Consider the following 13189-nt stretch of genomic DNA (forward strand, 5'->3'; position numbering starts at 1 on the left):
TACCTTTGTGTGGTCAAACGGCGCTGCCGCTATCTGTATGCTCGACTCGTTGATTACCCCTTCACAATCAGCCATTTTATCAGGTTCACCTGTTCTCTATACTCCTTCCCTGACGCAGTACATCCGCCGGAAAACGATTACGGTCAACATTGGCGATGTACCAATGGGCTCCGATTATCCGATTCGGGTTCAGTCGATGACAACGGTCGATACGATGGATACGCTCGGTTCGGTAGAGCAGACCATCCGGATGATTGAAGCTGGTTGCGAGTATGTGCGCATCACAGCTCCCAGTGTAAAAGAAGCACAGAATCTGGAGAACATTCGCAAAGAACTTCGGGCGCGGGGGTATACCACTCCGCTCGTTGCTGACATTCATTTTACACCCAATGCAGCCGAACTGGCCGCACGTATTGTTGAGAAAGTTCGCATCAATCCGGGCAACTATGCAGACCGCAAACGCTTTGAGTTTATCGAGTATACCGATGCGGCTTATGCATCGGAACTAGAGCGGATTCGGGATAAATTTCTGCCGTTGGTACGCATCTGTAAGGAATATGGCACCGCTATGCGGATCGGTACCAATCACGGTTCGCTTTCCGACCGGATTCTGAGTCGATATGGCGATACGCCCGTTGGTATGGTGGAATCGGCGCTGGAGTTTCTACGAATTTGTGAGGACGAAAATTATTACAACATCGTCCTGTCGATGAAATCCAGCAACCCGCAGGTGATGGTGCAAGCGTATCGTTTACTTGTTCAACGCCTGGATGAGGAAGGGCTCAAAGCGTATCCGCTCCACCTCGGCGTAACCGAAGCTGGCGAAGCTGAAGATGGCCGCATCAAATCGGCACTGGGGATTGGCACCTTACTGGAAGATGGCATTGGCGATACCGTTCGGGTATCCCTTACCGAAGAACCCGAACGTGAAGCGCCCGTTGCTCAGGCCCTGATTGATCGGTACACGCATCGAGCCGCCCAGAGCAAGCCAATTCCTGCCATTACCAGCTATCCGATCAATCCATTTCAATATATGCGTCGAGCTACGCATGAGGTCGCTAATTTTGGCGGTCAGAATGTACCACGGGTCATTGCTGATTTTAGCCAGATTCCCGTCCGTCAACATGATGATCTCAAACCCATCGGTCACTTTTACCTACCCGAACCCGATAAGTGGCGGATGAACGACCTGGGTGCCGACTATATCTATACCGGATCGCAGCCTGCAGCGTTCATGCTGCCGAATGGGTTGAAACAGATTGTAGACTATACCATCTGGCAAACGGTTACGGATCAGATCAATGCGTTCCCTCTGCTCACAGCCAGTGAGTATCTACAGGCTCAAGTAGCGCAAGCCCCTTTACAGGGACGTCTGAATTTCGTCCGGCTTTCGCTTGCGGAATTGTCCCCCAAATTGCTGGCTATGCTGAGCAACGATCAAACGGCTGTGCTCGTCATCACAACCGACAATGCCCATGCAATGCCCGAACTACGTCGGTTGTTTGTGGAATTGATTAACCAGGGTATTACTCTTCCTATAGTTGTTCAACGTAGCTATTCAGCTATTCCTTCTGAAGATATTCCATTGTATGCCGCTACCGATGTAGGTGGTTTGCTGATCGATGGGCTAGGAGATGGTGTTATGCTATCGCCTGTTAAGCAGCCCCAACCAGAGCAGTTAAAAACACTTAACAACCTGTCATTTGGCATTTTGCAGGCAGCCCGGACACGTATTACCAAAACCGAGTACATCTCCTGCCCTTCCTGCGGCCGTACACTGTTCGACTTACAGGAAACGACAGCCATGATCCGGCAACGTACCGACCACCTAAAAGGGGTTAAGATTGGTATTATGGGTTGCATTGTGAATGGCCCCGGCGAGATGGCCGATGCTGATTATGGCTATGTTGGGATCGGTCGCGACAAAATCTCCCTTTACCGAGGTCAGCAGGTTATTAAGAAATCGGTACCTGCCGATCGGGCGGTCGATGAGCTTATCGAACTGATTCGGGAAGACAACCGCTGGATTGAACCAAGCCTGGTTAACGAATAATGAAAAATGTAGGATGAATAATCGGACTTGCGGTAATGTTTAAGTCTTTAGGATTGTTATCCGGTGAGGAACTCGCATTATCCGTTTTTCTTTGTACAGCATACATTGACACTCTCGTGAACAGACTCCTTAATTATCTGAAAATTGGGCCGGTCTTTGCCTATTTCATACGGGTATTCCGCAAGCCTGATCCAAACCAGCCTACCAGCGTAAACCTGCGGATGATGCACGGCATCAATCGAATTTCGATTGTAATGTTTTTGATCGCCATTATCGTGTACTCAGTTCGTCACTGCACCCGATGAATATCGAAACCATACGCGACTACTGTATTGCCAAACCAGGTGTTACCGAATCATTTCCATTTGGTGGTGATGCGCTCGTTTTTAAGGTAGGCGGCAAAATGTTTGCCCTGTTGGCAACCGAAAGTCAGCCCACGACAATCAACTTAAAATGTGACCCGGAACGGGCCGTACAGCTTCGGGATGAGCATCCGGCCGTAGCGCCAGGGTATCACATGAATAAGTCACACTGGAATACAATAACCGTCAACGGAACGGTTCGAACAGCCGAGCTTCAGGAGTGGATCGATCACTCCTACGAACTCGTTCGCAAAAGTTTACCCAAAGCCATTCAGGCCGGATTAAACTGAATGGGTTGCTTGTTCAATAGGCCCTGAACCGCTAAATTCGCAGGATTAGGAAAACCAGAAGAGATATGGAAGTTACCCTGTTATGTCTGCTTTTTGGAATTTATCTGACCATCCGGTATTTCCTGGTTGACCACGACACTGTCTCTGATAAAGACCTGAAACGGTTTCGAAGAGGCATCGATCTGGTTCAGCAGCGCAATATTTCGGAAGCCTACTCTTACTTCGACAACGCCGTTCGGCAATACCCCAAATCAGCCATTGCGTATGCATATCGGGGTAAGTGTCAGCTTGTTCAGCAAAATTACTACTCGGCCATCTACGACCTAACCGAAGCCATCAGCCGGGATAATACCCTGGCCGAATGTTACCTGGATCGGGGCATAGCTTATTACCACACGGCTGAATTTCAGCTAGCGTTCCGGGAGTTCGACAAAGCCGTATGGCATTACCACGATGAGCAACCGGATGCCTATCGCTGGCGAGCATTAGCCCGGATTCAGCTTCGGCAGCTTCCCCAGGCCGAAAACGACCTGCGTCGGGCGGTCGTGCTGGGCGATGAAAACTCATTCCATTTGCTCCTTCAACCACCGTTTACACGGCCTATTTATCAGGGAAAATAAGAATAAAACGCAGATTGTTATGATGCCAGGCCGAGGCTTCGGCTATGACTGGTTAAGATCTGTGTAAATCATATGAATCATACCAATCTGCGGCCTGTTCTCAATTCTGCGGCTGAGCATCGATGTTGAACATATTTACTCGCTCTTCCTTTTTGCGCAGGCCAAAGTTATACCGCAACGTCAATCCAAATCGACGGGTATCGTTTCGACGTAATCCATTGGCGGACACAGTCCCTTGCTGAAGGGTAAAGTCGTAAAAATTCGTAAAAAAGATGTCGTTCGCTGTCAGAGTCACCATCAGTTTATCCTGCACAAATTTCCGGTTCAAGCTCAGGTTCAGCGCCCCGAAATTACTCAACTCATAAAATTGAAGTTGCCCTTTCGTGCGAAAAAACCCATTTAGGGTTAAGGTAGAGCGGGTATCGATTTTAAGTGAATGATAGGTAAAAAATGACCAGCTTCCTCGCTTAAAGTTTAGCGGACGATTTTCATACACACCCGAATACTCGTTGTAATTGTACTGCGCTCCCACTACGAAGAAATACCGCTTGATGGGCGGAATACCAGCTAATACCCGGAAATACGTCTCTTTATTCGTACCCAGATTGTCGTATGTGCGATACGCAACACTCCGATTAACGGGGTCCTGATACACCACATTCGTAAAAATATCACGAGTATTGTTCTGCCCGATGGCAAACAAAGGCCGATCTTCTACGCTGATGTTTATCTCATAGTTTTCGGTGAATTGGGGGCGCAGCGCCGGATTACCCCGGTCGTACAGGTATTGATCGACATAACGGGCTGCGGGATTCAGGTAATCGTAGGCCGGACGGGTAATCGATCGACGATACACCAGATAGCTTCGTAGTTCATATCCGGCTATTTTAGCGACCCGACGACTCAGGTATACATATGGGAACAAATCGGTCCGGCTTAGTTTAAACGACGTATCCGTCGGGATTCGCTGATGCCCATTCATATTCGTGTTCTCCAACCGAAGGCCTGCTTTCAACAGGAATGGTCCGACTGTTTTGGACGCCTGCGCATAGGCCGCATTGATATTTTCCCGATACTCAAAGGCATTCGTCCGGCTAACGGTTGGCTGCCGCTGATTCGCGATCACCGTAAAATAATCCTGCTGGCTGGTAAATTGCTGCCAGGTCAGTTTGGCTCCAGTTTCAACCGTAATTGTTTTGGTGAGCTTATATTTCAGATCGGTTTGCAGGGCAATCAATTGGCGTTGCGAATCAAAGTTACCATCGCCACGCGTCTCCGGGCGTTCGGGCAGCAGGTACTGCGTTGAGAATACCTGTTCGCTCCGATTACCCGTATAGTTGTACGATACATCAGTAATCCATTCAGAACCCAGCGTATCGATTTTATATTTCAGGTTCGCTCCCTGACTAATCGAAAGCATCCGATTGGAGCCATCCGTCAGATTCAAATTATCCGACACCAACCGGTTGAGACTAAGCTGGCTGATCTGATTCCGATTGACAGCCGATGACGACGACTGATTCCAGGAAAAGCGACCATCCAGACTTATATCCCATTTCCGGGAAAGCTCAAGTCCTAATCCATACCCGGTGTAAAAAACATGAGCCGGGTACGTTGTATACGCGTCCTGCCGCAAAATAGAATCGGGCGAAAACGCTCGATTCGTCAGAATCTGCTCATACGAATCCCGGTGGGTATAATTCAGATTCAAATAGGATGTCCGTTTGCCCCGGCTATTGTTCAGATTCAACCCAACAAACTGATTACCAAATCGTCCCTGGTTAAAACCCGCGTTGGCGGACCCGGTCATCCCAAGGCTAATTCCTTTCTTCAGGACAATATTCACAACCCCACCACTACTACTGGCATCATATCGCGCCGAAGGGGTTCGAAGAATCTCCATACGTGCTATGCTATTCGGCGGCAGGCTTTTCAAAATAGAAGCTATATCGGCGGCACTCATTTTCTGTTCCCGCCCATTGATGTAAATCGTAGCGGGGGTTGTACTGCTCAGATACACGTTTCCATCCGGGTCCAGAAAAAGCCCCGGCGTCTTTTCCAGTAATTCGTAAGCGCTGGTACTTGTAGCCGCTACAGGCTCCGGGTCAACAATCATCTTATCGTCTTCCTGCCGCACCAGAGGTTTAGCAGCCGTTACCGACACAGCCCCTAGTTGTACATTGTCGGGTGTCATTACCAAAGTCAATAACGGCTGTGTTGAGGCTAGTAAAGGCTCTTTTCGAAGCGGCTTATACCCCACCGAAGTCACCAGAAGCCGGTAGGAATGGCCAGGCGCCAAGGTAAACGTAGCCCGGCCTGCCGTATCACTCAGCACATACAGCTTACGGGTCGTATCGGCTCGGTCGGTCAGTTGTAGGGTTGCCCCAATAACCGCCTGTTGATTGGCTTCCTGGATACGAATGCGAAGTGGATTAGGCTGGGCAAAAAGTAGAGATGATCTACTTAGCGTAAGAAAAAAGCAGAACAAGATGGTGTAGAAACGAATCATTTAAAAACAAGTTACCCGACAAAAGTAATCGTTTGTCAACGAAACGACTAATGAAGGCTTTTGCTCCATACGCATAAAACGCATCCTAACCGAACGATTTCAAAATATTATTTATGCAGCTATTTAAAGTACCTACACATAATTCTACAAAACTGATTACCAAGGCAGTTAATCAACTATACCTATAGGCAGCCCCTTTCGGGTCATTTTTAAAAGTCAATTCTTTACTCTACTGAACCTATATTTTTGTTTCTTTGCCCCGTTAACTCAGTTTTAATTTATTTTTTTCATCAACTAACCCAAACTATCTGCTTATGAGAGCATGTATACGCAGTATTTGTATACTGCTGGTGAGTCTGGTCATGCTGACGAAAGTGTACGCTCAGGATCGCACGGTCACGGGTAAAGTCACATCGGCCAAAGATGGCAGTCCCCTCCCTGGTGCAAACGTACAAGTCAAAGGCACAACCCGTGGTACTACAACCGATGGAGCCGGTAACTACAAACTTACCGTTGGACCCAATGCTACGCTGGTATTCAGCCTGATCGGAATGGTCGCCCAAACAGTTGAAGTAGGTGCGCAAAGTCAAATCAACATCAGCCTGGCCGAATCAGAATCAGAACTGAACGAAGTCGTCGTAACGGCCCTCGGTATCAAGCAGGAACAACGGGCATTGGGGTATTCGGTTGGCCTGGTAAAAGGACAGGATATTGCCAACGCCCAGCGTGATAACTTCCTGGTGGGTATGCAGGGCCGCGTAGCCGGTCTGACCATGACCACGACATCAGGTACCCCCGGTTCTTCGGCGATGATTCAGTTACGCGGAGCCAGTTCAATTGGCGGTAATAACCAGCCCCTGTTCGTCGTCGACGGATTGCCTATAGACAACCGGACGTTCAATCAGGGGGCACTGGTTTCCAACCGCCCCAACCGCGATAACGACTACCTAAACCGGGCCGCCGACATCAATCCGAACGACATTGAGAGCATCACCGTCCTGAAAGGCCCTGAAGCGGCTGCTCTGTACGGTATTGACGCGTCTTCGGGTGCCATCGTGATTACGACGAAAAAAGGTGGAAAAGGCGCTGGCCGGGTAACCTATGACAACCGATTTCAAACGACGGAAGTTTATCGTTTCCCAGAAGTACAGACGGTATATGGCCGGGGTACACAGGGCTATGCGAACCCCAGTGCCGCTACCATACCCGCTTATTTTGGCCCGAAATATCCGTCAGATACGCCGATCTATGACAACGTTCATAACTTTTTCCAGAAAGGCTTTACCCAGGTTCATAATCTGGGCTTTGAAGGAGGGAGCGATGTAGCTACCTATCGACTATCGACCAACTACACCAATCAGACGGGGGTTGTACCGACCACGGGTTACAAACGGCTGTCGGTACGGCTTACGGGTACGGCACGGCTCAGCCCGAAACTGGACGTTATGACCTCGTTGAATTACGTCAATTCGCAGGTAACGAAGGCTATCCGGGGAAACAATGGGTTTCTGATCAGTCTGCTTGCCTGGCCTGCCAACGATGACGTTCGGAACTACCTGAATCCAGATGGCACACGACGAATTCTGGGTGGTAGCATCAACCAGGGCGAAACCGACAACCCTTTCTTTTCGGTCAACAAAAACAAGAGTGGCGACATCACTAACCGGACCATTGCCAACTTCCAGTTGAACTATAACCCAACGCCCTGGCTGAACCTGACAGGTCGTTTCGGCGCTGACCTGTATTCGACTCAAAGTAACCTCTTCCTGAGTCCAGAATCCTGGCAGGGTACGGATGTCACACTCGGCGGATACTCGACCAAAGGCTCGGTTGAAAATGCATTGGAGAATAGCCAACTGTTAAACGGGAACCTGCTTGCGACACTCAAAAAGAACTTTGGGAAGCTAAGCACTTCCCTCCTGCTCGGAACCACTATAGACGACCGGAATTATAAAGTTACGACAGCCTACGGTGAACGGCTCTATCTGCCTGATTTCAACTCAACGAACAACACCGACCCAACTACGCAACGGAACAAATACACGCAGACACAACAACGGCTGCAAAGTGTGCTGGGAAGCCTGACGTTGAATTATGACGAACTGCTGATTCTGACCGTTACTGGCCGTAATGACTGGTCATCGACCCTGCCTGCAGCCAACCGGAGCTTCTTCTACCCGGCGGCTTCGCTGGCGTTCAATTTCTCGGATCTCCCAGCTCTCAAAGCGCGTGGAAATACCTTTTACTATGGTAAACTTCGGGCCAGTTACGGCCAGACGGGACGCGATGCTCCTCCTTACAAAGTAGCCGCTACGCTGGTACCGCAGACCTCTACGGGTGGTGGTTTTGCCTATGACTTTTACGGCAGCAATCCCGATCTGAAGCCCGAACGTGGCGAAAGTTATGAAGTAGGTACCGAGTTGATGTTTTTTGGCGGACGCCTTGGCCTCGACTTTGCCTACTACAACAAAACACTTTCCCAGCAGATTGTTACCCAACGGCTTAGCTATGCCACCGGATTCATTTTCGGACTGCTGAACGGGGGCACATTCAACAACCGGGGCGTTGAGCTGCAATTGAAAGGCTCACCTGTGAAAAAGGCAGATTTCGGCTGGGATGTCATTCTGAACTTCTCGAAGTTGAAAACGGATGTGAAAAGCCTGCCTGCCGACGTGCCAGAATACTACAACTCCGACACCTGGCTGTATGGCAATGCCCGTTCCAGTGCGTTCGTAAGTAATCTGCCATCCTATTTCCCAAGCGACAATGCTGCCTACCGAAGCTATAACTTCAACTATTACCAACGAGGCAGCGGTTCGGCTACGGCCATTGGCGGATATAGTTATGCTCGCAACAAAAACGGCGATATTCTGGTCAATCCAGCCACAGGTCTGCCCATTACCAATGCCACCTTCCTGCCCATTGGCGACCGTAATCCCGATTTCACGATTGGTCTGACTAACTCGTTCCGGTACAAGTCGCTGAGCCTGTCGTTCCTGCTCGACATTCGCAAAGGGGGTGATGTGTTCAATGGAACGGCTATGTATCTCTGGCGCTCAGGCCTAAGCAAAAAGACGCTTGATCGCGATACGCCGGTCGTATTCAAGGGCGTTCTGCGCGATGGCAAGGAAGATACAGGCACGCCAACGCCTAATACGATTCAGATCATTCCTTCGTTACGATCCACGGATTATTATAACTCGATTCCTGAGTCGGAGTTTGTCGAGAAAGACATCAACTGGCTACGTCTGCGTGATGTAACGTTAAGCTATGTGCTACCAACAGCCCTGCTGAACAAATCGAAAGTGTTCAAACAGGCCAGTGTGTTCGTTAACGGGACCGATTTATTCCTGCTGACCAACTATACCGGGGCTGATCCAAACGTAAATGGTACTACGGCGACATCGGGTGGTGTCGGTGCCGGTGGTATTGATTTCGGCACGTTATCGGTTCCCCGTGGTTTCTCGGCCGGTCTGCGCGTAGGCTTCTAACTTATATAGGATATATGATGCAGAATGTATAGCCTAAGCTCATTCTTACACCATATACCACATACCCTATATCATACATTAATGAAACGACTTACCCTACTCGCTCTGCTACTCAGCCTGATAACGATGAGTAGCTGCGAAAAATACCTGGATATTAACCGCGATCCCTCTAACCCTCAGATTGCGGAAGGTTATGTTTTGCTCCCCCCGATGTTTGCCCAGATGGCCTTCGGTGAGCAGTTCGATTCCCGGTTCATTGGCAAATACATTCAGAACTGGAGCGAGGCCACGGCTAACAACAACTGGGACCGAATGGGATATGATGCTGGTTCGGACAATGCCGGGATGATCTGGCGGATGAACTACTGGAACCTGGGTCAGAATATCCAGCTTATGATCGACGACGCGAAAGCCAAGCAAAAGTGGGACTATAGTGGCGTAGCGAAAGCAATCTTTGCCTGGAGCTGGCAGACCACAACTGACTATCACGGCGAAATTGTGCTTAAAGAAGCCTTCGAGCCAAACCGGTATGTGTTCGATTACGACAAGCAGGAGGATGTGTATGCCTATGTCAAGCAACTGGCAAACGATGCCCTGACCGACCTTAACCGTACGGATGGGGCCGTTTCGCAGGCATCGCTGGCTCGTGGTGATCTGGTGTATGGGGGCGACCGCACTAAATGGATCAAGTTTACCTATGGTGTACTGGCCCGCAACGCCCATCACATCAGCAACAAATCCAGCTATAACCCTGATGTAGTCATCGATTACTGCAATAAGTCGTTGGCGAGCAATGCTGATAACTTTAACATTCCGTTTACAGCGGGAGGGAACTCAGCCCTGATGAATTTCTTCGGCGTTACCCGAAGCAACCTCGGTACCTATCGCCAGACGGATTTTCTGGTCAGCCTGCTCGATGGTCGCGTATTTGGCGGTGTTGTTGACCCTCGTCAACCAATTCTCACGTCGGCTTCTCCCGATGGTGTTTATCGGGGTGTGGTACCCACCCAGGGTGATCCCAACAACGTAAATGGCAATACCAAACGGATTCCGACTTTCTGGGGCGAATTACCGAATCTGGTGGTGTCGGGTACCACGCCGGGCAAATACATTTACAGAGATGGCGCTCCGTTCCCACTCCTGACGTACACCGAGATTCAGTTTATTAAAGCCGAGGCTGCCTTCATTAAAGGCGACAAAGCGACTGCATTAGCAGCTTATCAGGCGGGTATTGGGGCAGCCATGGATTACGCGGGTGTGTCGGCAGCCGACAAAGCCAAATACCTGACCAGTGCAGCCGTAGCCCAATCGGCCAGCGCGCTCAAAATCAGCGATATCATGCTACAAAAGTACTTAGCGCTGGTAGGTCATGGTATCATTGAAACCTGGGTCGATCTGCGTCGGTATCATTACGATCCGAACGTATATATTGGCTTTACACCTCCCAATGGTACGCAGCTTTTCCCTGACAACAATGGGAAGGTGGCTTATCGGGTTCGTCCGCGCTATAATTCAGAGTATGTCTGGAACCGGGCCTCGCTGGATAAGTACGGCGGCAATGCACTCGATTATCATACGGTTGAGCAATGGTTCAGTCAGAAATAGTAGAGCAGTGGAAACTTTCCCTCAACAGATCCAGAGTGGCCAGTTTTCCAACCCTACTTTAACGCTACTTTCATTCAATGCCATCTATGAAACAGATCATAAAGTTTTTATTCATTCTCTGCCTGGGCTCGTTCGTGCTAGCCTGTGGAGACAAGGCTAACTTTCTGGATTCCGTTGCGCCCGCAACAGGAGCCCGAGTGAAGTTCTATCACTTAGCTCCTGATTTGTCAGGCGTCGATTTTTATATTAACGACCAGCGGTTTTCGGGTGTAAACACGGTTCCTCCTGCTAGTGCAGCGACTGTTACTTACAACAACTCATTTCCGATTCAGGATTATGCACTGGTAACGCCCGGAACCGCAAAAGTAAAAGTAGTGGCCCCATCCAGTACAACGACTACGCCTGGTGCCACCGTGGCAACAACCGACGTAAGCACCCAGGCCGATACTTACTATTCCGTTTTCGTATATGGGAATTCTCCTACTTACAGCACGCTAACGCTGACCGATAATCTAACGGTTAGCGACCCGACAAAAGCGTATATTAGGCTGTTGAACTTCGTAACGGGAACAACCGACGCTAATGCCATCTACGACTTGGTTGTCAATGGAACCGTAGTAGCTACTGGAATTACTCCGCTAAAAGGAACCGCTGCTTTTGTGCCTATCCCGGCCATTACTTACGGCGCTACAGCCGTTCCGGTGCAAATCAGGCCAACCGGAGGCTCTACCAGCGTAGTCTCAGGCACTATCCAACCTTATGCAGGTCGGTTCTATACAATTCTAGCACGTGGTGTGTTCGGAGGAACTGGCTCCCAGGCAGTGGGGATGAATATTTCGGTGAACCGCTAAGACTCACTCAAAAGGTTATATAACAGAAAAGGGTCACATTGCAATGAGACCCTTTTCTGTTACTATCAGTGTAAACTACTTCAGTTTTCCCATCTGCTCAACATTGCGACGCGTATCGATATGGCTGGCCTGAGCGAGTTCCATGGATTTCTGAGCCGCTTTCTGAGCATCGGCAGTTTTACCGCCCCGACGGTAAGCCTCGGCTAGTTCATAATACAGATCAGCCTGATCCTTCGGTGTGGGTTTCAGGGCCAAGCCTTTGTTCACCCATTTCACAACGGTTGGTACATCGCTGGCATCGGGACTGCTCCGATTAAACAATCGGGTAATGTACAGATACTCCGGTACAGTTAGCTGGTTCGAATTCACCTGATTATCCATTCGCTCAACCGCTTTAGCCGTCTGCCGGGCCCGAAAATAGGCATTAACTTCAGGCAGGAGCGTCCGATTGGCCGACACTTTCGAGTCAATACCGATCTTGATCAAACCCTGTTTTACGTCTAGAATCTTCGAAATTGGAAACTGTGCTCCCCGACCGCTGTATAACGACGACATCAGGATATTTTCGGCCACCTGCTGAGTTTCCTGAGCGCCATATGCTTTTCGGTACGTATCGAGGTGATTCAGCATATACTGGAACAGCGGGTTTTCATAGTCCAGCACCAGCTTTTGAAGTGCCGCCCAATTCGTCTGGTTGGCATAGGTAGCCGACGATTGCTGATGAGCATATTCATTCATCGCAGCCATATTCGCCACTGTATCGCGTGTAATGCGGGCATACATAGCGTAATCGATCAGGAAGTTGGCCGACCGCTCCCCCTGCTGAAACCGCGACTGCATCGTCTGACTGCGCGTTTTCGGGTCCAGTGCATTCGTCCCATGCCGAATTACTTCATCCGTCGAGTTATTACTCATGGCGAAGTGAACCATATTTTGTTGCGGATCGAAATATAGAAACAGGGGTAACGAAGGCACAAACAGATGACGGCTGGTCAGAAACTGCTGGGTTGTAGGCTGGTTAATATCCAGCTTTGTACTGATAAACTTGCTGTTATAAAACTTACCGACCCGAGCATCTTCCAGCGTAGGAATAAAGCTCTGACAGACATGACAGGTTGGCGAAAAAATTTCGATGAATACAGGCTTATTCGCTCGCCGGGCTTCCTGGAAGACAGCCGCCACCGGAATTTGCCGAAACTGAATACCCGCTTTCTGGGCAAGAGCTACATTAGCGACCAGAAGCAGCAGAAGAATTTTTTTCATAAATAAATGAATTAAACACGGAGGCACGGAGTACACAGAGAAAACATAGACATCACTTTATGCTGTGTGCTCTCCGTGTCTCCATATTTAAGCAATCACGCAGAATTAACTTGAACGAATTTTTGTGTGACCCTGACGGGGTCAC

9 protein-coding genes are annotated in these 13189 nt (G+C 49.5%); 7 read left to right on the forward strand and 2 right to left on the reverse strand.

What is annotated here, in order from left to right:
- The first annotated feature begins 37 nt into the window (after positions 1 to 37).
- From ispG to B5M13_RS22310, 4 genes are all read left to right on the forward strand, one after another.
- The gene (gene ispG / locus B5M13_RS22295; RefSeq protein ID WP_080057768.1) at positions 38 to 2053 is read left to right on the forward strand and encodes a (E)-4-hydroxy-3-methylbut-2-enyl-diphosphate synthase; all 2016 of its coding nucleotides are present in this window, start codon (positions 38 to 40) and stop codon (positions 2051 to 2053) included.
- 116 nt (positions 2054 to 2169) lie between these two features.
- Positions 2170 to 2358 (forward strand): DUF6728 family protein, encoded by a 189-nt coding sequence (locus tag B5M13_RS22300; RefSeq protein WP_080060040.1) that lies wholly within the window; start codon positions 2170 to 2172, stop codon positions 2356 to 2358.
- A complete protein-coding gene (locus B5M13_RS22305) occupies positions 2355 to 2705 on the forward strand; it encodes an MmcQ/YjbR family DNA-binding protein (protein ID WP_080057769.1) in 351 nt (116 codons plus the stop codon). Before B5M13_RS22300 ends, B5M13_RS22305 begins: the two co-directional genes overlap by 4 nt.
- Positions 2706 to 2770: 65 nt before the next feature.
- Positions 2771 to 3325: a tetratricopeptide repeat protein gene (locus tag B5M13_RS22310; protein WP_080057770.1), complete on the forward strand. Its 555-nt coding sequence runs from the start codon at positions 2771 to 2773 to the stop codon at positions 3323 to 3325.
- A gap of 100 nt (positions 3326 to 3425) precedes the next feature.
- Here the strand turns inward: B5M13_RS22310 and B5M13_RS22315 are convergent, their stop codons facing one another.
- Positions 3426 to 5834 carry an outer membrane beta-barrel protein gene (locus B5M13_RS22315; RefSeq protein WP_080057771.1) on the reverse strand — a complete coding sequence of 803 codons (2409 nt, stop codon included), beginning with the start codon at positions 5832 to 5834 and terminating at the stop codon, positions 3426 to 3428.
- A gap of 314 nt (positions 5835 to 6148) precedes the next feature.
- On the opposite strand from B5M13_RS22315, the gene B5M13_RS22320 reads away from it, so the two are divergent.
- The 3 genes from B5M13_RS22320 (at position 6149) to B5M13_RS22330 (ending at position 11781) form a co-directional block, all read left to right on the forward strand.
- On the forward strand, positions 6149 to 9325 hold the full coding sequence (locus tag B5M13_RS22320) for a SusC/RagA family TonB-linked outer membrane protein (protein ID WP_170061171.1): 3177 nt from the start codon (positions 6149 to 6151) through the stop codon (positions 9323 to 9325).
- Between the two features lie 81 nt (positions 9326 to 9406).
- Complete coding sequence (locus tag B5M13_RS22325; RefSeq protein ID WP_080057773.1) at positions 9407 to 10930, forward strand: SusD/RagB family nutrient-binding outer membrane lipoprotein; 1524 nt, start codon at positions 9407 to 9409, stop codon at positions 10928 to 10930.
- Positions 10931 to 11016: 86 nt separating this feature from the next.
- Positions 11017 to 11781: a DUF4397 domain-containing protein gene (locus B5M13_RS22330; RefSeq protein WP_080057774.1), complete on the forward strand. Its 765-nt coding sequence runs from the start codon at positions 11017 to 11019 to the stop codon at positions 11779 to 11781.
- A 75-nt stretch (positions 11782 to 11856) separates the two neighbouring features.
- Here the strand turns inward: B5M13_RS22330 and B5M13_RS22335 are convergent, their stop codons facing one another.
- A complete protein-coding gene (locus B5M13_RS22335) occupies positions 11857 to 13044 on the reverse strand; it encodes a thioredoxin family protein (protein ID WP_080057775.1) in 1188 nt (395 codons plus the stop codon).
- Positions 13045 to 13189 lie beyond the last annotated feature (145 nt).

The sequence above is a fragment of the Spirosoma aerolatum genome (genome assembly GCF_002056795.1).
Taxonomy (GTDB): Bacteria; Bacteroidota; Bacteroidia; order Cytophagales; family Spirosomataceae; genus Spirosoma; species Spirosoma aerolatum.